Source organism: Nitrospira lenta (assembly GCF_900403705.1).
GTDB classification, from domain to species: domain Bacteria; phylum Nitrospirota; class Nitrospiria; order Nitrospirales; family Nitrospiraceae; genus Nitrospira_D; species Nitrospira_D lenta.
The window spans coordinates 59,094-82,110 of the sequence record NZ_OUNR01000019.1; the positions used below are offsets into that span (position 1 = coordinate 59,094).

General features: G+C 58.5%; 27 protein-coding genes. 21 read left to right on the top strand and 6 right to left on the bottom strand.

Features of this window, described 5'->3' with window-relative positions; genetic code table 11:
- Position 1 precedes the first annotated feature (1 nt).
- From nth to accC, 10 genes are all read left to right on the top strand, one after another.
- Positions 2-664, top strand: coding sequence for an endonuclease III (nth, locus tag NITLEN_RS14945; RefSeq protein ID WP_121990445.1), 663 nt, complete (start codon positions 2-4; stop codon positions 662-664).
- Positions 661-1,539, top strand: coding sequence for a YicC/YloC family endoribonuclease (locus NITLEN_RS14950; protein WP_181416899.1), 879 nt, complete (start codon positions 661-663; stop codon positions 1,537-1,539). Before nth ends, NITLEN_RS14950 begins: the two co-directional genes overlap by 4 nt.
- Positions 1,540-1,547: 8 nt before the next feature.
- Positions 1,548-2,276, top strand: a complete 729-nt coding sequence (gene gmk / locus NITLEN_RS14955) for a guanylate kinase (RefSeq protein WP_121990447.1) — start codon at positions 1,548-1,550, stop codon at positions 2,274-2,276.
- Positions 2,269-2,622, top strand: coding sequence for a DNA-directed RNA polymerase subunit omega (locus NITLEN_RS14960; protein ID WP_121990448.1), 354 nt, complete (start codon positions 2,269-2,271; stop codon positions 2,620-2,622). The genes gmk and NITLEN_RS14960 overlap by 8 nt, the downstream gene beginning before the upstream one ends.
- A gap of 2 nt (positions 2,623-2,624) precedes the next feature.
- Positions 2,625-3,875 (top strand): bifunctional phosphopantothenoylcysteine decarboxylase/phosphopantothenate--cysteine ligase CoaBC, encoded by a 1,251-nt coding sequence (gene coaBC, locus NITLEN_RS14965; RefSeq protein ID WP_121990449.1) that lies wholly within the window; start codon positions 2,625-2,627, stop codon positions 3,873-3,875.
- Between the two features lie 8 nt (positions 3,876-3,883).
- A complete protein-coding gene (locus NITLEN_RS14970; RefSeq protein WP_121990450.1) occupies positions 3,884-4,711 on the top strand; it encodes a tetratricopeptide repeat protein in 828 nt (275 codons plus the stop codon).
- A 105-nt stretch (positions 4,712-4,816) separates the two neighbouring features.
- Positions 4,817-5,317 (top strand): type II 3-dehydroquinate dehydratase, encoded by a 501-nt coding sequence (aroQ, locus tag NITLEN_RS14975; RefSeq protein ID WP_121990451.1) that lies wholly within the window; start codon positions 4,817-4,819, stop codon positions 5,315-5,317.
- Between the two features lie 44 nt (positions 5,318-5,361).
- Positions 5,362-5,922, top strand: a complete 561-nt coding sequence (gene efp / locus NITLEN_RS14980) for an elongation factor P (RefSeq protein ID WP_121990452.1) — start codon at positions 5,362-5,364, stop codon at positions 5,920-5,922.
- Positions 5,919-6,491: an acetyl-CoA carboxylase biotin carboxyl carrier protein gene (gene accB / locus NITLEN_RS14985; protein WP_121990453.1), complete on the top strand. Its 573-nt coding sequence runs from the start codon at positions 5,919-5,921 to the stop codon at positions 6,489-6,491. Before efp ends, accB begins: the two co-directional genes overlap by 4 nt.
- A 32-nt stretch (positions 6,492-6,523) precedes the next feature.
- Positions 6,524-7,864: an acetyl-CoA carboxylase biotin carboxylase subunit gene (accC, locus tag NITLEN_RS14990; protein WP_121990454.1), complete on the top strand. Its 1,341-nt coding sequence runs from the start codon at positions 6,524-6,526 to the stop codon at positions 7,862-7,864.
- Positions 7,865-7,981: 117 nt separating this feature from the next.
- Here accC and NITLEN_RS14995 read toward each other — a convergent pair whose 3' ends face one another.
- Positions 7,982-8,656 (bottom strand): hypothetical protein, encoded by a 675-nt coding sequence (locus NITLEN_RS14995; protein WP_121990455.1) that lies wholly within the window; start codon positions 8,654-8,656, stop codon positions 7,982-7,984.
- A gap of 129 nt (positions 8,657-8,785) precedes the next feature.
- Between NITLEN_RS14995 and thiE the strand changes: the two genes are divergently transcribed.
- Positions 8,786-9,436 carry a thiamine phosphate synthase gene (gene thiE, locus NITLEN_RS15000; protein WP_245924523.1) on the top strand — a complete coding sequence of 217 codons (651 nt, stop codon included), beginning with the start codon at positions 8,786-8,788 and terminating at the stop codon, positions 9,434-9,436.
- Here the strand turns inward: thiE and bioD are convergent.
- Both bioD and NITLEN_RS15010 read right to left on the bottom strand, forming a co-directional pair.
- Positions 9,396-10,124: a dethiobiotin synthase gene (bioD, locus tag NITLEN_RS15005; protein ID WP_181416900.1), complete on the bottom strand. Its 729-nt coding sequence runs from the start codon at positions 10,122-10,124 to the stop codon at positions 9,396-9,398. The two genes, thiE and bioD, sit on opposite strands and share 41 nt — an antisense overlap.
- A 16-nt stretch (positions 10,125-10,140) precedes the next feature.
- Entirely contained in the window at positions 10,141-10,878 is a 738-nt protein-coding gene (locus NITLEN_RS15010; RefSeq protein WP_181416901.1) for an SDR family oxidoreductase, read from the bottom strand.
- Between the two features lie 155 nt (positions 10,879-11,033).
- On the opposite strand from NITLEN_RS15010, the gene NITLEN_RS15015 reads away from it, so the two are divergent.
- Positions 11,034-11,825, top strand: coding sequence for a hypothetical protein (locus tag NITLEN_RS15015; RefSeq protein ID WP_121990458.1), 792 nt, complete (start codon positions 11,034-11,036; stop codon positions 11,823-11,825).
- 37 nt (positions 11,826-11,862) lie between these two features.
- Here NITLEN_RS15015 and NITLEN_RS15020 read toward each other — a convergent pair whose 3' ends face one another.
- Positions 11,863-14,814 carry a proline dehydrogenase family protein gene (locus NITLEN_RS15020; protein ID WP_121990459.1) on the bottom strand — a complete coding sequence of 984 codons (2,952 nt, stop codon included), beginning with the start codon at positions 14,812-14,814 and terminating at the stop codon, positions 11,863-11,865.
- Between the two features lie 216 nt (positions 14,815-15,030).
- On the opposite strand from NITLEN_RS15020, the gene NITLEN_RS15025 reads away from it, so the two are divergent.
- From NITLEN_RS15025 to NITLEN_RS15065, 9 genes are all read left to right on the top strand, one after another.
- Entirely contained in the window at positions 15,031-15,894 is an 864-nt protein-coding gene (locus NITLEN_RS15025) for an acyl-CoA desaturase (RefSeq protein ID WP_181416902.1), read from the top strand.
- A 168-nt stretch (positions 15,895-16,062) separates the two neighbouring features.
- Complete coding sequence (locus NITLEN_RS15030; protein WP_121990460.1) at positions 16,063-16,938, top strand: Mrp/NBP35 family ATP-binding protein; 876 nt, start codon at positions 16,063-16,065, stop codon at positions 16,936-16,938.
- A 28-nt stretch (positions 16,939-16,966) separates the two neighbouring features.
- Entirely contained in the window at positions 16,967-17,272 is a 306-nt protein-coding gene (locus tag NITLEN_RS15035) for a Rieske (2Fe-2S) protein (protein ID WP_121990461.1), read from the top strand.
- 27 nt (positions 17,273-17,299) lie between these two features.
- Positions 17,300-17,665 carry a hypothetical protein gene (locus NITLEN_RS15040; protein WP_121990462.1) on the top strand — a complete coding sequence of 122 codons (366 nt, stop codon included), beginning with the start codon at positions 17,300-17,302 and terminating at the stop codon, positions 17,663-17,665.
- A 13-nt stretch (positions 17,666-17,678) separates the two neighbouring features.
- A complete protein-coding gene (locus tag NITLEN_RS15045; RefSeq protein WP_121990463.1) occupies positions 17,679-18,050 on the top strand; it encodes a hypothetical protein in 372 nt (123 codons plus the stop codon).
- A complete protein-coding gene (gene lipA / locus NITLEN_RS15050) occupies positions 18,047-18,940 on the top strand; it encodes a lipoyl synthase (protein WP_121990464.1) in 894 nt (297 codons plus the stop codon). The genes NITLEN_RS15045 and lipA overlap by 4 nt, the downstream gene beginning before the upstream one ends.
- A 255-nt stretch (positions 18,941-19,195) precedes the next feature.
- The gene (locus tag NITLEN_RS15055; RefSeq protein ID WP_121990465.1) at positions 19,196-19,486 is read left to right on the top strand and encodes a transposase; all 291 of its coding nucleotides are present in this window, start codon (positions 19,196-19,198) and stop codon (positions 19,484-19,486) included.
- Positions 19,483-20,346, top strand: a complete 864-nt coding sequence (locus tag NITLEN_RS15060; protein ID WP_181416903.1) for an IS3 family transposase — start codon at positions 19,483-19,485, stop codon at positions 20,344-20,346. The genes NITLEN_RS15055 and NITLEN_RS15060 overlap by 4 nt, the downstream gene beginning before the upstream one ends.
- Before the next feature lie 104 nt (positions 20,347-20,450).
- Positions 20,451-20,852 carry a globin gene (locus tag NITLEN_RS15065; RefSeq protein WP_121990467.1) on the top strand — a complete coding sequence of 134 codons (402 nt, stop codon included), beginning with the start codon at positions 20,451-20,453 and terminating at the stop codon, positions 20,850-20,852.
- A 75-nt stretch (positions 20,853-20,927) separates the two neighbouring features.
- Here NITLEN_RS15065 and NITLEN_RS15070 read toward each other — a convergent pair whose 3' ends face one another.
- On the bottom strand, positions 20,928-21,143 hold the full coding sequence (locus tag NITLEN_RS15070; protein ID WP_219999468.1) for a hypothetical protein: 216 nt from the start codon (positions 21,141-21,143) through the stop codon (positions 20,928-20,930).
- Positions 21,144-21,154: 11 nt separating this feature from the next.
- Positions 21,155-22,804: a phosphoglucomutase (alpha-D-glucose-1,6-bisphosphate-dependent) gene (pgm, locus tag NITLEN_RS15075; protein WP_121990468.1), complete on the bottom strand. Its 1,650-nt coding sequence runs from the start codon at positions 22,802-22,804 to the stop codon at positions 21,155-21,157.
- Positions 22,805-23,017: the final 213 nt, after the last annotated feature.

The window sequence follows — 23,017 nt, forward strand, 5'->3', positions numbered from 1 at the left end:
AATGAACGCTCACTCGCGCCGCCAACCATCAGTCACAGCAAAGCCAGCCACGCTGGCACGGCTGCTGCTCAAGCACCAGCCGAAGGCCGAAATGGAATTGACCCACCAGTCTCCCTGGGAATTGCTGGTCGCCACGATCCTCTCTGCGCAATGTACCGACCAACGGGTCAATCAGGTTACGCCGGCGTTGTTCAAACGATTCCGTCGCCCGCAGGACTTTGCATCAGCCGCTCCGCTCGAACTCGAAACCCTCATCAAATCGACCGGGTTCTATAAGAATAAAGCCAAGCACTTGATCGGATGCGGCAAAGCCGTCACGGAACGATTCGGCGGGACGGTTCCGCAGCGCATGGAAGAATTGACGACCATCCCGGGGGTCGGCCGCAAGACCGCCAACGTGATCCTCGGAACCGCCTTCGGGCAACCGGCGATCGTCGTCGACACCCATGTCAAACGCGTGGCCAATCGACTGGGACTAACCACTTCTGACAATCCCGAGCGCATCGAACAAGATTTGCAACGACAATTCCCAGAAGCTCAATGGACCGCCATTTCACAGCGCCTCCTCCTACACGGACGCTATATCTGTCTGGCGCGCAAACCCCTCTGCAATTCATGCCCGCTCTACGCGGAATGTCACTGGAAAGGAAAGCTCCCGCAATGATTACCAGTATGACCGGATTCGGACGACGACAAGGAGCCTGGCAGGACGGGCAGATCACAGCGGAAATTCGATCGGTCAATCACCGCTTTCTCGAAACCGGCCTGCGACTGCCCAAGACCATGAGTGCGCGTGAAGAGCACATCAAGAAAGCCATTCAGGAACATTGCCGCCGCGGACGCGTAGACCTCACCGTCCTCGTGCAAGGCGGGCGGGGAGGATCACGTTCGCTCCAACTTGACGCTGATCTGGCGAAACAGTACCATCAGGCTCTCAGAAATCTCCAAAAGACGCTCAAGCTCAAAGGATCGATCGATGTCGGGCTCCTGGCAGGATTTCGTGATGTTATTACGATTTCCGACCAGCCGGCCGATGACCCGAAGCTCGCTGCACTCATTGAAAAACTGGTAGGCCAGGCGATTCAAGACCTGGTGAAGATGAGAAAGAAGGAGGGGACACTCCTCGCGGCGGATATTCGTGCTCGCATTGAGACCCTGCGCGGACTGAAGGCTCAAGTAGCCGCCAAAGCCCCGTCAGTGGCCCAGGATTCTTTTGATCGAATGAAAATCCGGCTTGAAAGGCTGCTGTCATCTGAGATTCCGGATGTGCCGAAATTGCATCAAGAGCTGGCCCTCTTTGCCGATCGCAGCGACATCACAGAAGAATTGGTCAGACTCGATGCACATATGATACAGTTCGACCATACACTTCAGAGTTCGGAGTCCGTGGGAAAAACGTTGGACTTTCTCCTGCAAGAGATGGGACGAGAGGTCAATACGATCGGCTCCAAGGCCAACGATGCCACGATCACGGCATCGGTCGTACAAATGAAGGCAGAGTTAGAGCGAATCAGAGAACAAATTCAGAACGTGGAATGATCAGCACCATGAGCACCAGTACGACGTCAACGGCATCCGACCCGCGTCCCTATGTCCCTGAGCGACGGGGCATTTTGTTTATCATTTCGGCGCCGTCCGGAACAGGAAAAACCACCCTCTGCAAGCAAATCACCGCATCAGTACCGGGGATTTGGCATTCCGTCTCCTACACCACCAGACAGCCACGCACAGGTGAAGAGCACGGACGGGAATACTTCTTCATCGAAGAGAAAATCTTTCAGGACATGGTGGCAAAAAACGAGTTCATGGAATATGCCCATGTCTACGGCAACTGGTATGGCACCCCGCGTAAAGCGCTGATGGATAAGATGGAGCAGGGGATCGACGTCCTGCTCGAAATCGACGTTCAGGGCGCCTTGCAGATTAAGAAGAAAGTGCAAGACGCGGTCTATATCTTCATTCTGCCGCCCTCAATGGAAACGCTGCGTACCAGACTCCAGAGCCGGGCCTCTGATACCCCGGAGGAAATTCAGCGTCGACTGCAGAAGGTGAAAGAGGAGGTGTGGAGTTTCCGCGAGTACTACTACATCGTGCGTAACGACAACCTGGAACAGTCTCTCAAAGAACTCCAGAGTGTGTTCCTGGCGGAACGCCTCAAGACGAAGCGACTCGATATGCATTGGCTCGAACAGAACTTTATTCTCGAGAAAGAATCCAAACCGGGAGATCGTGACCAATCTTCCATTGCTAAAGGGAGTACCGCGCACCATGATTGACATGCTCAACCTCTTGCCCCAGTACAAGCTCGGCCAATTCGACTCACGTCACCGGCTGGTGATCGTCGCCGCTCAGCGGGCCAAGCACCTGATCCAAGGCGCGAAGCGCTCGGGCCTCGTCCGGTTCACCAAGGAAACCACCTGCGCACTCGACGAAGTGCTGCGCGGAGAGGTCAATTATCTCGTGGGCGAAGAAGCTCGTGATGCCATGAAAGAAGCCAAGCGCGGTAAAGAAGGCGAGACCGAGCGATTGGCGATGATGACCGGTGAGGACGCCAAGGAAATTAAGAAAGAACTCAGCGTCTACGTAGATGACGCCGTCAAGCCCGCCCCCGCGGAGGAATAACGTTGGATTCAGAGACGACGCCAGGGACGTTGACCGGTAAACGGGTGGCGCTCGGCGTCACAGGAAGTATCGCGGCCTATAAGGCCGTGAGCCTTCTGCGTGCCCTCACACGACAGGGGGCCCGCGTCTCTGTCGTGATGACCAAGGCTGCGACTCAGTTCGTCACGCCGATGACCTTTGAAGTGCTGTCCGGCCAGGGCGTGACGACCGACCTCTTCGAAGCTCATCAAGAGATGAAGCATCTATCCATCCCGGAAGGGGCCGACGCCATTGTGGTTGCGCCGGCGACGGCCAACTTCCTCGCCAAGGCCGCTCTCGGACTGGCGGATGATGTCCTTTCGACCATGCTCCTTACCAGCCGCTGTCCCTTGATTGTGGTACCAGCCATGGACGGCGACATGTGGACTCATCCCACCGTCCAAGACCATGTCCGGACACTTCGATCACGAGGGGTGACTGTCCTCGACCCGGAGGAAGGGCCGCTCGCTTCCGGGTTGATCGCCCAAGGTCGGCTTGCCGCCGAAACTCGAATCCTGGAAGCCATTGAACAGATTCTCCTCCCGCTCGCCGATTTGAAAGGCCAGAGGATCCTCGTCTCAGCCGGCCCCACGCAAGAAGCCATCGATCCGGTTCGCTACATATCCAATCGCTCGTCTGGAAAGATGGGCTACGCCATTGCGGAAGCGGCCAGAAGCCGAGGCGCCGAAGTCATCCTCGTCAGCGGCCCCACCGCGCTGATACCTCCAGCCGGCATCCGAGTCGTCCCGATTACCACCGCCAAAGAAATGGCGGAAGCCATGTCGGCTCAATTCGGCTGGTCCTCCATCGTCATCATGGCTGCAGCCGTGGCGGACTTTCTCCCCAAGGCTCCCGCAACTCAAAAGCTGAAAAAGGGAACCGCCGCCGTACCGCCGCTTGAGTTGGAACGGGCCCCCGATATCCTGGCCATGCTCTCGGCCAAACGAACCGCCCAAATCCTGGTCGGCTTCGCCGCCGAGACACAGGACCTCATCGAACATGCAACCGGCAAGCTCACGGCGAAAGGCCTCGATCTGATCGTCGCCAACGATGTGACACAAGCAGGGGCGGGGTTCGGCAGTGAACAAAATGCGGCTATCATCCTCTCTCGCACCGGCACTCGACAGACCTTCGACCTCCGCCCAAAATCACAATTAGCTCACGATATCCTCTCGGCCATTGTAGAATTTGCGAAGAACGAACCTCGCAAACAGACTCCGGCTTCCGTGCGATAGGAGCCTCAATGGCATCAGCATCCCGGGCCAACGCCGCTGAAATCGATCGCCTGGCCATCACCCTGGCAAAAGACCCTTCTTCCAAAGCCTTTATTCCATTGGCTGAGGAATATGGCAAAGCCGGCATGTGGGCTGAAGCGGCAGGCGTCCTCGAAGACGGGCTGAAATACTACCCTGGATTTATCACCGCGATGGTTGCGCTGGGGCGCGCCTACGACCAACTCGGCCAACCGACCAAAGCCAAAGCCATCCTGGAAGAAGCGATCAAGATGAGTCCGGAAAACCTCCGGGCGCATCGAACCTTAGCAAAGATTTACACAGCCGAAGGCGCCACCACCCAAGCGCTCCGTTCATGCGATGTCATTCTGGCGCTCAATCCCTTAGATCAAGAATCGCTCTCGCTACGCGCCAGCCTGGGCGCCGCCAGCCCCAACGTATCCGAAACATCTACGGCACCGGCTGCAAAAGCATCCATCGTCCAGCCCCAAGCTGCGGTTGAAGCGCCGCCACATACGCCAACGGTTGCAGAACAGCCAGCCCTCGCGCAAGAAATAGAACCCGCTGCATTCGCGGTGGAATTAGCCCTACCGGACGTCGTAGCCGATGCCACCACCACTATGGCCTCCGCTCTTGAAGCAGATCCGCCCCAAGCACAAGCCCCGTCACCCGTTGACGCTGTAATGGCAGCTGATCTCGTCATCGAACCGACGCCAGCGCCGTCTCCATCGAGAAACCAAATCGCCGCTCGTCGACTGGAGCAGATGCTGCAATCCATCGACGCGCGCCGCCGTGACCGACCTGCTCCCGAAGCCACCGCAGCCGCCTCTCAATCCTAACCAAAGGTTTGACCCTCTCCGACAGGGCTGCTAGAATGCCGCCGCTGAGCAGCTTGTTCGTGCTCCCAATCTTTTTCGCAACTTCGGAGGCAGTGCGTACCAGCAATGGTTCGAATCCTTGTGCTACATGGGCCCAATCTCAACCTGCTCGGGTCCCGGGAGCAATCTATTTACGGCACGACCACGCTGGATGAAATCGATGCCGCCATTGCCCAGGCAGCCGAGAGCTTGAATATTGCAGTCGATACCCGCCAATCGAATGTGGAAGGGGAGTTAGTGACCTGGATCCAGGAGGCGCGGACGGGTTATCACGGCATCATCATCAATCCGGCCGCCTACACCCATACCAGCGTAGCCATTCGAGATGCCCTAGCCGCCGTCGCCCTGCCGACCGTGGAAGTGCATCTCTCGAACATTTACCAGCGGGAAGCATTCCGGCATCATTCCTACATCGCAGGCGTGGCGATGGCGCAACTCTCCGGTTTCGGACCAGCCGGCTATCTCCTCGCCCTCCAGGGCCTCCTCGAACATCTCCTGGAGCAGGGCACTAAAACAGGCGCGGCCGCATCACAACCCGTCCGCCGAACCCGCCGACGAAAAGCATGAGCACCACGCATTGAATCACCGTGTGAGGACGAAGGGAGTCTGCAGTGATTTCGACAGTTGATTTTCGCAATGGCGTTCGCCTCATGGTCGAAGGCGACCCTTTTTACATCGTCGAGTTTCAGCATGTGAAACCGGGCAAAGGCGGCGCCTTCGTTCGGACCAAACTGAAGAGCTATCTGACCGGCAACTTACTCGACCGCACGTTCCGATCCGGCGAGCGCTTCGATGAACCGAAGCTCGATGAACGGGAAATGCAGTTCCTCTATGCCACCGACGACGACTACACCTTCATGGATAACGAGAGCTATGAACAGCTCACGTTTGCCAAGAAGACGTTGGGGGAGAACGCGGATCTGATCAAGGAAAACATGCTCGTGAAGATTCTCGTCTACGAGCATCGACCGATCGATGTCGAACTCCCCAATTTTATCGAACTCAAAGTCGTGGACGCCGATCCGGGCGTGCGCGGGGACACCGCCTCCGGCGGCACCAAGCCCGCCACGGTCGAAACCGGCGCGATCATCAAAGTTCCCCTCTATCTGGAGGTAGGCACCGTGATTAAGATCGACACCCGCACCAGATCCTATGTGGAGCGCGTCAGGTGAGCAAGCGGAAACCGGCTCGTCCGAAAACCAAACAGCCTCGCCCGATCGTGCTGCCTCAGACTTTTCCTGGAATGCAGGGGCAGGCCGACACGATCTTGACCGGCTCGCAGACCAAGCAGATTCAGGACCTGATCGATCTGCTCCGCCGGAATAATCTGACGGAGTTGGAACTCGAACGGCAGGGCGTCCGCATCCGCGTGCGGCATGAAGTCGGGATGAAGACCGTCACCACGTCGGTGCAGGAAGCAGCCCCGGCGTCGACACAGTCCGGCAACCAGCCGGCGCCGTCCTCCGGCCCCTCGGCTGAAGAAACCGCCGGCATGGTCACCATCACCTCGCCGATCGTCGGCACCTTTTATCGGTCGCCGTCGCCCGATGCCGATCCCTATGTCGAAGACGGGGATTACGTCAAGAAGGGCCAGGTGCTGTGCATCGTCGAAGCCATGAAGCTGATGAACGAAATCGAATCTGAAACCGACGGGCGTATCGTGAAGATCCTGGCGGAGAGCACGAAGTCCGTCGAGTACGGACAGGCGCTGTTCCTGATCGATCCCAAAGCGACGCAATAGTTCGCCTCATCGATACACCTCGGAGTGACTGCGTGTTCAAGAAAGTTCTGATTGCGAATCGCGGAGAGATCGCCCTTCGGGTCATCCGCGCCTGTAAAGAGCTCGGCATCAAGACCGTCGCCATCCATTCGGAAGCCGACGCCGCCAGCCTGCACGTCCGCGCCGCCGATGAAAAAGTCTGCGTGGGTCCGGCCGAAGCGGCCCTGAGCTATCGCAATATTCCCAATGTCCTGAGCGCGGCGGAAATCTCCGGCGCCGATGCCATCCACCCCGGCTACGGATTCTTGTCCGAGAACGCCCACTTCGCCGAAGTCTGCGAATCCATCGGCATCAAATTCATCGGCCCGTCGTCCGAGAACATCGCCATGCTCGGCGACAAAGCCAAGGCGCGCGAAATTGTGATGAAGCGCGGCCTGCCCGTGACCCCCGGCAGCCCCGGCGAACTCCGAAGCGAAGAAGAGGCCCTGCAGGCCGCACAGAAAATCGGTTTCCCCGTCATCATCAAGGCCACCGCCGGCGGCGGCGGACGCGGCATGCGCGTCGTCAACAAAGCCGAGGACCTGGCCCGCGCGTTTCAAGCCGCCCAGGCCGAAGCCAAATCGACCTTCGGCAACGAAAGCGTGTATCTGGAACGATATTTCCTTGAACCACGCCATATCGAAGTGCAGGTCATGGCCGACAATCGCGGCCATGTCATCCACCTGGGCGAACGGGATTGCTCCATCCAGCGGCGACACCAGAAGCTACTGGAAGAAACTCCGTCACCGGCGATTGATGACAAGCTGCGAAAAGAAATCGGACGCGTCGCGGTCGAAGCCGTGAAAGCCGCCCACTACCGAAACGTCGGCACGGTGGAATTCCTCCTCGACAAGGATCGCAATTTCTTTTTCATGGAAGTGAACACCCGCATTCAGGTCGAACATCCGATCACCGAAATGGTGACCGGCGTCGATTTGATTAAGGAACAAATCCGTCTGGCCGCCGGGCTTCCCTTGCCCCTCCGGCAGCAAGACGTGGTCATGAACGGCCACAGCATGGAATGCCGGATCAACGCCGAAGACCCGGAGAAATTCACGCCATCGCCAGGACTCATTACGAAATACAATCCGCCCGGCGGATTCGGCGTGCGCGTCGACTCCGTGATGCAAACCGGCGCGATTGTGTCACCGCACTACGATTCGATGATCGCCAAGCTGATCACGCACGGCCGCGACCGGCAAGAATGCATGGCCCGCATGCGCCGCGCCCTCGATGAATTCGTTATCGAAGGCATCAAGACCACCATCCCGCTCCACCGCCGCATCCTCGACGACCCCGACTTCCAAAAAGGCCACGTCTCCACGACCTTCTTGGAACGCTTCCTAGCGAGCTAAAACCCGCTGCTGAAACTCCACCTCTTGGCTTGAATCAAGAAATTCTCGTCTAGGCGAACCAAACTCCCGACAGAGAGATGCAAGGTCAAGCAACGACCCCGGCTCTGCCTCTCAGGGCTAGTAGATGCGCCAGATTGGAGCGCTAGGATCGTGCTTGGGAATATCGGAATCCCGACAGCGGAACTGTCCCTTGTAAATGAATGGAATCTTCATGAAGACGGGAATGCAGGAATCAGTGAGGGTGGCTTCGACGATCAAAGCCTCTTTGCGAACTTGAATAATCCCGCCATTCTTCAAATACAGTTTGACAAGTCTACAGACAATGCTGGGGTCTGCTCCCTGGGAAGTGGACTCGCCAACGGCACCTTCATAGCAGACCAAGTTGGGAGACACCGTGATACGTCTCTTGCCGCCGACAGCCATACCATTCAATCCCAAGATGATTCCTTGTTGCTGCAAAGACAGGATGCCACTCTCGACAACGTCATTGTGAATGAATACATCACCTTGCATTCCAAAATAGCTGATGGCGGGACCGCGATAAATGGGCTTGCTATCCCCGGAGGCATAGCGGACTTCGATGTCCGCAGTGACTTTGCGGCCCACGGCAGCGAGGGGGCCGTCACCGATCTTGACATCCTCGATCATAAGGAGCTTTCGCTTCAACTGTTCGAGGGCCTGTCGCCATTCGGAGGAAAGTTCGACGGGTTTGTAACCTCCACTTTCTTCACTAATGTAACACCCAACTTGGGTCATGCCGAGAATAAGAATAATCAAAGCGTGCTTCAGCATAGTCTCTCCTTCGGTAGCCAAACTGTATCGACTGATCGAAAGATGGTCAACGAAAGATGTGTCTTCAACGCACCCCTCGCAGTCTGAGCAGTAGCCGCTTGGCTTCGGCCTCCTGTACAATGCGCCTCCATGCGAACCGCACATTCTCTTCATCTACTCACCGGGCTCTACCTCATTCTCGATCCGTCGGTGGCATCGACCAGATCGTTACGTGATGCGCTACGGCAATCCGCTCAAGCCGGGGTGAAGATCGTTCAATACCGCAATAAGAACGCCTCAATGAAAGAGGCTTACGCGGAAGCGTTGCCACTCAGGAAGCTTGCGGAGGAGTTGGGCGTCCTGTTCATTGTGAATGACCGCTGCGATTTGGCGCTGGCGGTGGATGCGGACGGGGTACATCTGGGACAGGGAGATCTACCACTCGATCTTGCGAGAAAGGTGATGGGACCGGACAAGCTAATCGGCATCTCGACTCACAATGCCGATCAGGTTCGGGAGGCGAGTGCCGGTAAGCCGGACTATCTCGGGTTCGGTCCGATCTTCAAACCGGGCTCAAAGCAGGATCACGATCCGGTCGTAGGGATTGAAGGCCTGCGGGCGATTCGTACACTCACGTCATTGCCGGTCTTTGCCATCGGCGGGATTGCAGTGGAGAACGTCGGTGACGTAATGAAGGCAGGCGCGAACGGAGTCGCCGTCATCTCGGCCATTCTGAAAGCACCGGACATCAAGCAAACAGTCAGCGAGTTCCTCTCACAGATGCCAGCACCAGCTTCGTAAGCTTCTTCATCTCGCTACTCGCTGCCAGCTTTCCTACAGCCCAATCATACCGCGCATCAACGCCAGCCATGTAGGGGAGTGGTCCTATTACCGGCACTCCGGCAGACTCCCGCAGCAATTCTAGGGTCGAACGTTCCTGTCGTCGTGCCACAGGGGTTTTCGCTGGAACCGTTTGATTCAATACCAGTGCAAGGATCGGAATCTTGCACGCACGTAATGCATTGAGCGTGAGCATGGCGTGATTCACTCCGCCAAGTCCGGCTCGTCCGACAACCAGCACCGGGGCCTTCAGCTTCTCGATCAAATCCAGCACATCGACCGTTGAAGTGATCGGCACATGCACACCACCCGCGCCCTCAACCAATAGGAGATCATGCAGTGCTTGCAGCTTGCGATACGCCTGCACGATCGTCGAGATCTTGATCGTTCGCCGTTCAGCCCGGGCGGCATCCAGCGGCGCAACCGGAAGCCGGAAAGAATAGGGCCGGACAAGATCGAGGGCATCCGAGACCTGCGCCGCCTGTACGAGCCGACCGGCATCGGAGGGTCGGCCTTTCACCACACCGGTTTCGACCGGCTTCATCACGCCCACAGATAGTCCACGACGGCGCAAGGCCACGGCCAGCGTTGCCGTTGTCAGGGTCTTTCCCACACCGGTATCAGTCGCCGTGATAAAGAGAGCCGTCATGCCTTCCTCTCTCGCGTCAGACATTCCGGCTGTCGCAATTCCAGACCTGGCCCGACAGATCGTGGAGCTGCGCCATGTGCACAATCGTCCTCGCGACCTCTTCAATCGCGGGTGGACGACGGAGTGCATGGTCAGGCCAGTTAGGATCATCGGGCATCGTTCCCTCTGAGAGGCCGGTCCGATGCCACCCCGGCAAGACCAGATTCACCCGTACGTTCTGCGGCCCCCATTCCTGCGCCGCTGTCTTGACCAATCCAATCAAGCCTGCCTTCGACGCCGCATACGCTGCTTGACCGGCTGATCCATGGTATCCCGCGTGCGAACCGATCACGACAATTGAACCGCCGCCTTGAATCAGCAGGGGAGAGGCCATCGCCTGAAGACAATGAAAGGTGCCGGTGAGATTCGTGTGTATGACACTCATCCATGCATCTTCTTGCTGCCGCAGCACCAGACTACTTGCCGCAATCCCTGCATTGCAGATAAAGGCGGCCGGCGGTGACGCCTGATCGCTGAACATCTCGACCATCTGTCGAACGGATTCTCCCTCACGCACATCCGCTTGATAGAGACCGCCGGTTCCACCGGTCACGCGGACGGCGCGTAACGTCTTGGCAGCCTCTGCCTTCTGCCGGTGATAATGCACCCCGACGTACCAACCGGCTGCCGCAAAGGCCCGGCAAATTGCGCGCCCGATACCCCCTGATGCTCCCGTCACCAGGACCGATTGCCGGTTTGGTTTCCGCGTCACCATTCGCGTCGCTGATTTGATTCGCCTTGGGGAAGCCATGATGACGGGATTATGTCGGCAGCCATTCGACAACGCAAGCCTGGGGAATCCGCATCGCCCCATGCCTTGCTGCCTCCTCAATGCCTATGGTACGGTCCTTCCAACAGAGGAGGATCCTGATGCCGCACGTCCCCCAAGCCTTGCCCCATGTGTTGTCGTCACTCGCGTTGACCGCCGTGCTGTTCGCCGTTGGACCATTCGCGACCACGCCGCTGGCAGCAGAGGAGCCCTCGCACATCGACCAATCCGCCGATTACTTTCCCGACCAGATCGGCACCCGCTGGCATTACCGCGGGCAGATCTCCGAAGGCCCGGTACAGGTGATCGATAATAAGTTCTTCGTCAACACGTCCTCGGTCACTGGAACCAAGAAGCTCAACGGAGTGACGGTCACCATCTTCCACGATACGAACCCCGGCAACCACGGTGAATCCGACAGCTACTACCGCCGCGACAGCGTCGGCATGGTGTACTACGGATCCGATCCCGGCACGCCGCTGGAACGACAGATCGTGCCCTATCAAATCGTCCGTTTTCCCATCACCATTCCATCGTCGTTTCAGCAATTCAACCGGAGCGGGCTCGACTTCGGCAGCGATATGGATCGAGACGGCGTGAATGAAAAAGTCGATATGGTCGGCACGACGAGTGCGATCGGTCGCGAAACGATCACCGTCCCGGCCGGAACCTATTCGAATGCCGTGAAAGTAGAAGCCCGCATGACCATGCAGATCCATCTGTCCGGCGGAGACAGACCGGCCCGTGGCACCGATGTGATGACCGCCTGGTTTGCCAAAGGGGTCGGGCTGGTTAAATATGTCGAACGGCAGGAATTGTCCGCTTCGAAGGAAGATCGCGGCATGGTGACGGAGATTACCGAAGAGTTGGAAGAATTTACGCCGGCTCGCTAGCAGGCTGCTCAGGATCAGCCTGTAACCTTGTCACGAATCAGTCCGTCGCCTCAAATCCGCGGCGCAGCGTATTTTCGCTGATCACACGGGCCACCATAAACTGCGGCAGATACTCGTCGCCTCCCGCCTTTGCGCCGACTCCGGAAAGCCGGTGGCCGCCGAACGGTTGCCGGCCGACTAGTGCCCCGGTGATCGGACGGTTCACATATAGATTCCCGACATCGAACCGCTCCCGCGCCAGCGCCAGGTTCATCGGGCTGCGCGAGTAGATACCGCCAGTCAGGGCGTAACTGGTGGAGTTGGCCATCTCCAGCGCGGCTGTCACCGTCGCCGCCTTCATCACCGCCAACACCGGGCCGAAGATTTCCTCTTGCGCCAGACGATGGTGCGATGACACATCCGCAAACACGGTCGGCCCCACGAAATGCCCCGGCCATTCGGTCGATCGGCGAATGAGCAGCCGGCCTTCTTGCTGGCCCATCGCGATGAACGCCTCGATTCGTTCCTTTGCTCGGGCATCGATCACCGGACCCACTTGCGTTCCAGGGTCGAGCGGATCGCCGATGGAGAGGCTCATCACCGCGTCATGCAGTCGCGAGAGAAATTGGTCATACACACTCTCCAGTACGATGGCTCTCGAACAGGCCGAACATTTCTGCCCGGCATATCCGGTAAAGGACGTCACCACACCTGCGATCGCCTCATCGAGATCCGCCGTATCATCGACAATGATCGCATTCTTGCCACCCATCTCGGCGATCACCCGTTTCACCACAGACCGGCCAGGCGGCATGGCCGCAGCACCGGCGATCAACTGCAAGCCGACATCCTGTGACCCGGTAAACGCAATAGTCGATATCTCCGGGCTCGCGGCCAGTGCCCGGCCGATTTCAGGCCCTCCCGGCAAACAGATCACTGCACCGGATGGGACGCCGGCCTCATGCAGGATGTCGGTGAGCAACCGCCCCATGAGCGGGGACCGTTCCGATGGCTTGAAGAGGACCGTATTGCCGGTGACGAGAGCGGCGCTGACCATGCCGGCCGGAATCGCGAGGGGGAAATTCCACGGTGCAATCACCGCCGCCACGCCACGCGGTGCATAGACCCGATGATTGCGCTCTCCCGGGTAATCGCCCAGTTGAAGCGGGGAGGCCAACCGGTCCATCTGCCCGGCATAGAATTCAAGGAAGTCGATGGCCTCGGCCACATCCGCGTCCGCGTCGCGCCACGGCTTGCCGACTTCAAGAATTTCCCAGGCAGCGAGCTCGTCCCTGCGTTCCCGCATGAGGGCCGCCGCACGCCGCATAATGGCACTGCGCTCTGTCCCAAGTTGAGACCGCCAATCCGCCGCCGAAGACACCGCCAAGGCCGCTGCCGCTGCCACATCGGGAACAGCAGCGGAGGGCACCAGTGCCACAACCTCATCGGAGTGCGCAGGATTGCGTGACTCCATGCGTGCTCCGGTCAACCGAAGTTCCCGATGCGGCAGGTCCCAACTATGCCCCGTCTGCGAACAAACCTTGCCGATGGCCGCTTGCATCGCCGTTCGACTGGCGATCCTTGAAAAATCACGCGGCGGTTCATTCAGAAACGCATCGGCGGGGCGGGAAGACAGTATCGGGGATGAAGCCGCCGGTACCGGAGGAGCTAAGAGCCTGTGCAACGATTGCGACTCCACATATTCCTTGCGTAGAAAGGATTCGTTGGACGTGTTCTCCAGCAAGCGTCTGACGAGATAGGCCATGCCCGGCAGAAGCCGTCCGACCGGCGTATAGAGCCGCACGCGCCGGCCATACGCCGCCATCGCCTGCTGAAAGGGTTCGGCCATGCCATAGATCATCTGATATTCAAGCGCCTCCGGTGGAACCGTGAGTGATTCTGCCACGGCCTCGATCACGGCTAAGGTTCGAAGATTGTGAGTGCCGAACGCCGGACGAATCAGATCGCGATGCCGCAGCAGCAACGGAATCAGCGCCTCATAGTTCGCGTCTGTCTCGGCTTTCTGCACAAACAACGGCACCGGCCATCCGGCCTGCCGATAGCGAACGGTGTCTGAATCCCAATAGGCGCCCTTCACCAAACGGATGGTGATCGGCGTGCCACGCCGTTCTACCCATGCGATCACGTCATGGATATCGCGCTCCGTCTCCCGATGGTAGGCCTGCATGGCCACGCCGGCATGCGCAAAGGAACGGTAGGGCTCTTCTGCGAACAGCCGGCGAAAGATATCCAACAGCAGGTCTTTGCTGTCGGCCTGCTCCATGTCGAAAATCAGTCCGCACGCCGTTGCCGCCGCCAGATCGACGATCGGCCGCAGGCGCGCTGCCACCGCCTGATAGGTCCCGTCGGGATCAATGGGATCCAACCGTGAAGTGAGTGCGGAGATCTTCAGCGAGAGTTGGACCCGTGGAAGCACCCCGAGATGGTCCTGTTCCAAGCGGGACACTGCCGGCCATCGAGCGGCCTCGTGCGCGAGTTCGGACAACGCCGCGAGGCAACGATCGCGATATTGATCGGCTTCCAGGTTGCTGATCGTCGCCTCACCCAACAGATCAACAGACCAGGCCCGTTCCTCCTTCCACAATCCCGCAAGGACGGGGAGGGCATCGGCCACCGATCCTCCGGCTATGAACGTCCGCGCCATCTGCTCGACTTGATGGCGAATCGATTTCCCTGTGATCGCGGCCCCCAGACTTGTGGCGGCAAGGGCCTTCATCCCCCAGTGTAGTCCCCACACATGGCCATGGCTCGCGCCGAAATATTCTTCCGCCAGCTTCACGACTGCCTGGTCCGACGCCAGGGCAGGGAGCACATCGATGAACCGGAATAGCTGCACCTTGAAGGCCGGATCTTTCATGGCGAGATTGATCACGCCTTGCGACCACCAACGCCCCTCGAACAGGGTGGGCGCGCGTCCGGCAGAAAGTTGCGAGAGATGGGTTCCAATGCGAGTGATGGCGGGTTCAAGCGATGCAGCGTGCGGCACCATGCGGCCTCCTGGACGATGACCACTCTTGACTCGATCAGTATACGCCGATCATTCGCCGGCTGCGCCATTCAGAACGCAATTTCACGGCTCAAACGGTCGCAAATGGAATGAAGAAGCAGTTGTAAAGCATGAGTGTGTTCGCTAACATAAGAAGAAAATTCACGTTCATCGCCACATTGCCGGTGAACGATAGACTCTCCAGCTTCAGGAGGATGAATGGCCGCGCCTGATCACGCCGTATCGACTGATTACCGTGGGTTTTCGTACATGAACTTCGTGCTGTTTTGCGCCGTCGTCGCGGCCACCGTCATTGGCATTCCGCTATACGGATACTTTGTCGGGTTCACCCTCTTCGATTGGATTCTCTCCTTCGTCATGTATATCGTGACCGGCATGGGAATTACCGTCGGATACCATCGTCTCGTCTCCCATCAGAGCTTCGAATGTCCCAACTGGGTCAAGCGATGCGCACTGGTTGCGGGAGGATGGGCGTTGCAAAACTCGGCGCTCCTGTGGTGCGCGGACCACATTCGCCACCATGCCCGCACGGATACGGATGAAGATCCGTACAACGCCAGCCGAGGGTTTTGGCACAGCCACTGCGGCTGGCTTTTTTACGAAACCCCTCACCGCACCAACAAGTATGAAATCCGGCTGCGCCGCGACCCCGTAATCCTCTGGCAACACCGCTACTATTGGGTGATCGTGGCATCCGGATTGGCGATCCCCTTTGCCCTGGGCGTGTGGTGGCATCAAACCTGGATGGGCGGGGTCAGCGCACTGCTGCTCGGCGGACTCTTCCGCATGTTCATGGTGCTGAACTCCACCTTTACCATCAATTCGCTCTGTCACATGATCGGCAGTCAGCCGCACGGGACACAGGACAGCAGCCGCGACAGCTGGCTGATCTCCTTCGTGAGCTTCGGCGAGGGCTATCACAACTATCACCACACCTATGCACGCGACTACCGCAACGGACCCAAGTGGTATAATTTCGACCCCTCGAAGTGGATCATCTACACGCTCTCGCTGTTCGGATTAGCGACCAATCTGCGTCGGCTCGACCCCTCGGTGTTCTAGATTCTTCTCCCGTTTCCCCAGTCGGGCCATAGCCGCCTATGGTCCGACTGGCCCATTTCCTTTCTCCCGGCGCATCGCTTATGATGGCCAGAGTACGGTGACGACATCTCTCTTGGCCGCTATCGCAGAGCTGCGCGCGGACACGACGATATAGCGGAGGATTGATCCATGGCAGACGAACATACCCACGAAGCACAGCAGGCCCCGGCAAAAGACAATCTCATTCCCGGCGTGAAACATGTCATTGCCGTCAGCAGCGGCAAAGGCGGCGTCGGCAAATCGACGGTCGCCTCGAATCTGGCCTGTGCACTGGCTCTGACCGGGGCAAAAGTCGGGCTGATGGACGCAGACCTGTATGGCCCCAACATCCCCATGATGATGGGCAGCTCTAAGGGGCCGGAACAAAAAGACGGCAAGATCGTCCCGGTTGAAAATTACGGCGTCAAATTAATCTCGATGGCCTACCTGGTGCCGGAAGAAGCGCCGCTCGTGTGGCGGGGCCCGATGGTCCATCAATATCTGCAGGCATTTTTCCGCGACGTGCTGTGGGGCGATCTGGATTACTTGCTGCTCGACTTGCCTCCCGGTACCGGAGATGTCCAACTCTCCATTTCGCAAATGGTGCCGTTAGCCGGCGCCATTACGGTGACCACGCCGCAGGAAGTGGCGCTCTACGATGTCCGCAAGGGCATGGCCATGTTCCAGAAGGTGAACGTCCCGCTGCTCGGCATCGTCGAAAACATGAGCTCGTTCGTCTGCGGCCATTGCGGCGAACGCACCGATATTTTTTCGCATGGCGGCGGAGAACGCGCCGCGGAGAAGCTGGGTATTCCCTTCCTCGGGCGCATTCCCATCGATCCGGCGATTCGCGACGGAGGCGATTCAGGCCATCCCATCGTGGTGGGCAATCCCGCCTCTCCCCAGGCAGCCGCGTTTCGCGACATTGCACAAAAGATCATCGCCGCGTTGGGCGGGACGGAACAGAGCGGCTCGTCCATCGACAGCCTGCTGAAGAAGATCAAGCAACCATTTACCAATAGCTAACAGGACAGCTCACAGCGGAGGAACGGCAATGGGAGACTATGTACGAGTCGCGGGCACCGCGGATGTGAAACCGGGGCATGCCATCGTCGCCGAAGTCAACGGCAAGACCTTGGCGGTCTTCAATGTCGATGGCACCTTTCACGCGATCGACAATACCTGCGTGCATCGTGGCGGACCGTTGGGTGAAGGGGACGTCGAAGGCAATGTCGTGACCTGCCCCTGGCACGGCTGGCAGTTCAACGTCACGACGGGAGAATGCCTCAAAAACCCTGCGGCGAAAGTCGAAGTATATCCCGTCAAGGTCGAAGGCGATGACATCACAGTCCTCGCGTAATCTTCTCACACGAAAAGAGGCACACTGATGACGACCACCACAAAAGATCAGACCGAGATCGCCGCGGCTTTGGTGCGGCTCTATGTGTTCCTGGCGCAATACCTCGACCGCTGCTTCGATGAAGCCGCCCGCAAGAGTTATCCGGACGCAGAACTGCAGGCCCACCTGACGGAGACACGCCGGCAGCTCATGGACATTCTCTCCGTGAACCCCGTCGTCAAAAAGAAACTCGGAGAAGAATGCGACCGGATCCTGGCGCTGGGTGCGACCTGCTTGAAATCCGGCGGCGGCGAACCGAGCATCCGTGAATCGATTCAGGCGGAGCGGGTAGTCCTCAAAAGCAAAATGCTCGCGCTGAGCGATCTCGTCGCGGTATTCCGCGCATTGGAGTAGGATCTCGCAGGCGATGGCAGAGGGCGGCCTCGACAAGCATCAACTGGCGGGATTGGACCATCGAGAGCGGGGCTTCAGCCGTCCCGTCGAATTCGAGCACACAGGCGGCTCCTTGTGCGCCATCTTGCGGTATGAAACGATTCGCTTCAGCACCGAGCCGCAGCCGTCGCAGGACGCGGCGCTCCTCGCACTGATTCAAGTGTTGCACGCGCAGGGCTATCGACAACTCAGAACCCAGGTCAGTTTTCGCAACGGCACCTACCTCGGCTCGCAAGAACTGTGGGTCGAATATCCGGACCCGGCGGCGCCGGTCAAACCGAAGGGGTGGCTGTCCACAATCGCCGGATGGTTTCGGCCTCGGACGCAGAGCGATACTCCCTCATGAGCTTGATTTCCATCGACCAACTCCGATCGTCTGAACGCCCGCGCTTGCCGGCCTGGTTCAAAGTCAACGCCCAGACCGGGCCGGATTATCTCGACATCAAGCAGACGATGGATCGCCTCGCGCTCCACACCATCTGCGAAGAAGCCCGCTGCCCCAATCGATGGGAATGTTGGAACGCGCGCACTGCCACCTTTCTGATTCTGGGCGACATCTGCACCAGGCGCTGCCATTACTGCTCCGTCGAAACAGGGAGACCGCATGCCGTCGATCACGGAGAGCCAATGCGGGTCGCCGAAGCCGTGCAGGCGCTCGGCCTCCGGCATGCCGTCGTCACCTCGGTAAATCGTGACGAACTGCCGGACGGTGGCGCCGCGATCTTCGCGGAAACGATCCGACACACGAGACAGCTGAGCCCGACCTGTACGATTGAAGTCTTGATCCCTGATTTCGAAGGGAACGACGCCGCGCTCACAACAATCTGTCGGGAGAAGCCGGAGATCCTGAACCACAACATTGAAACCGTCCGGCGGTTGTTTCCCTCGCTCAGACCGCAAGGCAAATATCAACGGTCGATTGAATTACTCGGCAGCGCCAAGCAGCAGGGGATGACCACCAAGTCCGGCTTGATTCTGGGCATGGGAGAAACGCTCGACGAAGCCCGCCAAGTCATGCGCGACCTGCGAGCCGTCGATTGTGACATCATGACGATCGGACAATATCTCCAACCGACGAGAGAGCATCTCCCGGTCGCCCGGTATTACGATCCCGCCGACTTCGCCCTCTTAAAAGAGGAGGGACTCGCCATGGGCTTTACCCATGTCGAATCAGGACCGCTGGTGAGAAGCTCCTATCATGCCGAACAACAGGTCGTTCGCACGACACCCTCCTAGCGTTGCTGTTCCCTCGACACCATCCCCCTTCTTCCCCTCTATTATTTTTCTGATCACCACGTGAAAGCATCCAGATACTTTCTGGCGTTAGTGTCTACATTAATAGACGGGTCCACCACTTAAGCTCCAACCAAATAGTCCGATAGATGTGCACACGGATGGCCGGTCCGGCTTGAGCAATGGGGACATGCTGAGCTAGCCCGGGTTTGACGGACACCTCAAATGGGGGCACGATAGCTCCCGAGGAGGTGCGACATGGGCCAACGACGACGGTTCACCCCCGAGTTTAAGCGGCAAGCCGTGCAATTGCTCAATGCCGGGCAACGCCCCGCGGCTGAGATTGCCCGTGAGCTGGGCGTCCCACGCAATCGTCTCTATAAATGGCAAAAAGAAGTGGCCACACATGGTGGGGCCTTCCCGGGGTCCGGTCGGCACGCCGAACCCGCTGCGGAACTCGCACGGCTCCAGCGAGAATTGGCGCGGGTCACGGAGGAGCGCGACATTTTAAAAAAAGCCGCCGCGTTCTTTGCGAGGGAGTCCACGTGAGATACGCGTGTATTCGGACGCAGGAACGGATCCATCGTGTCAGTCGCTTGTGTGCCGCCCTCGCGGTCAGTCGCAGCGGCTACTACGCTTGGCGGGACCGACCCGTGAGTGCACGAGTTGCAGCGGATCAACACCTGCTCCCAGTCCTGCGGGACGTACATCAGCAGACACGCGAAGGGTACGGCGCCGTGAAACTCTGGCAGGTGCTGAAGGCGCGTGGCATTCGATGCGGCCGCCATCGGGTGGCCCGACTGCGGAAACTCGCGGGACTCGAAGCTCGACGGGTTCGGCGCTTCCGCGTCATCGTCGCACACCATCAGTTGCCTCCACCGGCACCCAACCAGCTTCAGCAGTGTTTTGTCACAACGGGACTCAATCGCGTGTGGGTTGGGGACATGACCCACGTGCCCACGCGAGCGGGCTGGCTCTATGTCGCGGTGCTCCTGGATTTGTATTCGCGCCGAGCGATCGGCTGGGCCATGAGTGCCCGGCCCGATCAACAGCTGACGCTGGATGCCCTGGCAATGGCGGTCCGCCAACGCCGCGTCCGGCCCGGCCTGATTCATCACTCCGATCAGGGGGCGCAATATAGCTGCTTGGCCTATCAACGGCAGCTCGTGAGGCTCGGCATGATTCCGAGCATGAGCCGGAAGGGCAACTGCTATGACAACGCGGTGGCAGAGAGTTTCTTCAGCACGCTCAAGAATGAGTTGGTCCATCACCAGGCGTATCACACGCGGGAGGAGGCGAGCCGAGAGATCTTTGCGTTTATCGAAGGGTTCTACAATCGCCAGCGGCTCCATCAGAGTCTGGCGTATCTCAGTCCACTGGAGTTTGAGCGACGGAGCAGTGACTCTTAACCTGGTGTCCACGAAACCCGGGCTAGCTCATGCTCCCTCCATGCCAGGCCCATTTCAAATTGAGCACTGCCAGAGACCGAGACCGTCTCTTGCGAGGAGTGACTATGTCCCTAGCTGAAGTGAAAGACAGCTACAGCCGTTGCTGTGTGAACCCGAAGTTCTTCGATATGTTCTACGGCAACTTCCTGGCCAGCCATCCCACGATTGCTCCGATGTTTGCCAAAACCGAAATGTCCAAACAGAAGTCGCTCCTCAGGCAGGGGATCTCGATGATGTTTATGCATTTAGGCGGCAATGGCGTGGGCACAACCGGCATCGATCGAATCGGGGAGAGTCATAGCAAGAAGAAGATGAACATCGATCCGAATCTGTATCACTTTTGGATCAATTCGCTCGTCAAGAGCGTGAAAGAATGTGATGCGGAGTTCACCCCTGCGCTTGAGACTGAATGGCGAAAAACACTCCGGAGTGGAGTGGATCGCATTGTGTCGTTCTACAATACATGAACACCATCCTTTAAGCAGATCGCAGGCAGAGCCGCCATCACCGATTGATGGCGGCCCTGTCAGTTGAAGACATATTCATCCCCGCACAAAATACGGAATCGCCATCAACACCACACCGACTAAGACCAGCACATAGACGTTGGCAATAAAGTAGGGGAAGACACAGAGGGCAACGCCGACGCAGAGCGGGACCACAGCCCGTTGCTTTCTGCCATAGATAAAGAAGCCAACGCCGATCGATCCAAAGAGCATCCCCCACATCAATACAGCCGTACTGCCCAATTCAAACATGGCTCAGGGTCTCACTGTGCTGAGGCAAACACCTTGGCGATCAGCTCCTGGGCCTCACCTTGAATCCGCTTCAAATGCTCCTTGCCGCGAAAGCTCTCCGCGTACAGCTTATACACATCTTCGGTGCCCGATGGCCTGGCCGCGAACCAGCCGTGATCCGTCACGACTTTCAATCCGCCGATTGCCGCCCCGTTGCCTGGCGCCGTCGTCAGCATGGCGAGGATCCGGTCACCGGCCAATTCCGTGGCGCGCACCTGGGCAGGGGAGAGCTTGGAGAGAATCACCTTCTGTTCAGGCGTCGCGACGGCATCGATTCGCTCGTATACCGGCTCACCCAACTCCTGAGTCAGATCGCGATAGAGTTCCGCCGGATTCTTACCGGTTGTCGCCATCATCTCGGCCGCCAGTAGATCCATAATAATGCCGTCTTTGTCGGTAGACCACACCGTTCCATCCCGTCGTAAGAATGACGCCCCGGCGCTTTCTTCACCGCCGAATCCCAGCGAGCCGTCCAACAGTCCACTCACAAACCACTTGAAGCCGACCGGCACCTCAACCAACTTCCTGGTCAGTTTGGCGGCGACCCGATCGATGAGGCTGCTGCTGACCAACGTCTTGCCGATCCCCGCATCGGATTTCCAGCCGGGACGATTGGCAAACAAATACGCGATCGATGCCGCGAGGTAATGATTGGGATTCATCAAGCCGGCGGTTTTGGTCACAATCCCATGACGATCATTATCGGCATCGTTGCCGAAGGCGACATCGAAACGATCCTTCAGCGCAATCAGATTCGCCATGGCATAGGGCGAGGAACAATCCATTCTGATTTTTCCATCCCAGTCCAACGGCATGAACCGAAACGTCGGATCGACCGTGGGGTTCACCGTTTCAATATTTAGTCCGTAGCGCTCGGCGATCGGCTGCCAATAGGCCACGCCGGACCCGCCCAACGGATCGATCCCAAGCTTCAGATTGGCCGACTTGATCACGTCCATATCGATGACGTTCCTCAGATCGCTCACGTAGGCGCGGATATAGTCATGCCGGTGCGTCGTCGCGGCATTCCGAGCCCGTTCAGGAGAAAACCTTTTCACCCCATGGAGCTTGGCAGCCAAAAGCGCATTCGCCCGATCTTCAATCCATTTGGTGGCCTGCGTATCGGCCGGTCCGCCATGGGGCGGGTTGTACTTGATCCCGCCGTCTTCCGGCGGATTGTGCGACGGGGTGATGACAATGCCGTCCGCCAGACCGGAGAGGCGGCCGCGGTTGTAGCTCAGGATTGCATGCGAGATGACCGGCGTTGGGGTAAATCCGCCATCCAGATCGATCATCACCTCGACACCGTTGGCCGCAAGCACTTCGAGCGCCGTGATGAAGGCAGGCTCCGAGAGTGCATGGGTATCTTTGCCCAGGTACAGCGGTCCCGTCGTCTGCTGTGCAGCACGGTACTCGCTGACGGCCTGCGCAATCGCGAGGATATGCTGTTCATTGAAGCTTCTTTTGAAGGAGGACCCGCGATGGCCGGAGGTCCCAAATGCCACCCGCTGGTCGCGCACAGTGACATCCGGCGAATCCGCCGTGTAGGCAGACAGCAGCCGGCGGACATCGACGAGATTGGATTCTGGAGCCGGCTGACCGGCCAAGGGATGAAGGGACATCGATCACCTCACGCAACGCCATGAGCCGAGTTGCTACAGACTGTTGCATGTACGCTTTGGCGGCGCGCCTGTCAATCGGCGAGGAATCGCGGCGAACACACCGTGGCCGCACAAGTTGCGGGGACGGCTTGAGCTGGAACGATCGAGAAGAATATACTCCCCCAAAAGACACTAGAGAATGTTGCAGCGTGGCGCGGTTGCAGCCCCTCCTGC

Coding starts and splice junctions, on each gene's coding strand:
- nth (WP_121990445.1), top strand. CDS start 2: ATGAACGCTCACTCGCGCCGCCAACCATCAGTCACAGCAAAGCCAGCC.
- NITLEN_RS14950 (WP_181416899.1), top strand. CDS start 661: ATGATTACCAGTATGACCGGATTCGGACGACGACAAGGAGCCTGGCAG.
- gmk (WP_121990447.1), top strand. CDS start 1,548: ATGAGCACCAGTACGACGTCAACGGCATCCGACCCGCGTCCCTATGTC.
- NITLEN_RS14960 (WP_121990448.1), top strand. CDS start 2,269: ATGATTGACATGCTCAACCTCTTGCCCCAGTACAAGCTCGGCCAATTC.
- NITLEN_RS14970 (WP_121990450.1), top strand. CDS start 3,884: ATGGCATCAGCATCCCGGGCCAACGCCGCTGAAATCGATCGCCTGGCC.
- aroQ (WP_121990451.1), top strand. CDS start 4,817: ATGGTTCGAATCCTTGTGCTACATGGGCCCAATCTCAACCTGCTCGGG.
- NITLEN_RS14995 (WP_121990455.1), bottom strand. CDS start 8,656: ATGCTGAAGCACGCTTTGATTATTCTTATTCTCGGCATGACCCAAGTT.
- thiE (WP_245924523.1), top strand. CDS start 8,786: ATGCGAACCGCACATTCTCTTCATCTACTCACCGGGCTCTACCTCATT.
- bioD (WP_181416900.1), bottom strand. CDS start 10,124: ATGACGGCTCTCTTTATCACGGCGACTGATACCGGTGTGGGAAAGACC.
- NITLEN_RS15010 (WP_181416901.1), bottom strand. CDS start 10,878: ATGGTGACGCGGAAACCAAACCGGCAATCGGTCCTGGTGACGGGAGCA.
- NITLEN_RS15015 (WP_121990458.1), top strand. CDS start 11,034: ATGCCGCACGTCCCCCAAGCCTTGCCCCATGTGTTGTCGTCACTCGCG.
- NITLEN_RS15020 (WP_121990459.1), bottom strand. CDS start 14,814: ATGGTGCCGCACGCTGCATCGCTTGAACCCGCCATCACTCGCATTGGA.
- NITLEN_RS15025 (WP_181416902.1), top strand. CDS start 15,031: ATGGCCGCGCCTGATCACGCCGTATCGACTGATTACCGTGGGTTTTCG.
- NITLEN_RS15030 (WP_121990460.1), top strand. CDS start 16,063: ATGGCAGACGAACATACCCACGAAGCACAGCAGGCCCCGGCAAAAGAC.
- NITLEN_RS15035 (WP_121990461.1), top strand. CDS start 16,967: ATGGGAGACTATGTACGAGTCGCGGGCACCGCGGATGTGAAACCGGGG.
- NITLEN_RS15040 (WP_121990462.1), top strand. CDS start 17,300: ATGACGACCACCACAAAAGATCAGACCGAGATCGCCGCGGCTTTGGTG.
- NITLEN_RS15045 (WP_121990463.1), top strand. CDS start 17,679: ATGGCAGAGGGCGGCCTCGACAAGCATCAACTGGCGGGATTGGACCAT.
- lipA (WP_121990464.1), top strand. CDS start 18,047: ATGAGCTTGATTTCCATCGACCAACTCCGATCGTCTGAACGCCCGCGC.
- NITLEN_RS15055 (WP_121990465.1), top strand. CDS start 19,196: ATGGGCCAACGACGACGGTTCACCCCCGAGTTTAAGCGGCAAGCCGTG.
- NITLEN_RS15065 (WP_121990467.1), top strand. CDS start 20,451: ATGTCCCTAGCTGAAGTGAAAGACAGCTACAGCCGTTGCTGTGTGAAC.
- NITLEN_RS15070 (WP_219999468.1), bottom strand. CDS start 21,143: ATGTTTGAATTGGGCAGTACGGCTGTATTGATGTGGGGGATGCTCTTT.
- pgm (WP_121990468.1), bottom strand. CDS start 22,804: ATGTCCCTTCATCCCTTGGCCGGTCAGCCGGCTCCAGAATCCAATCTC.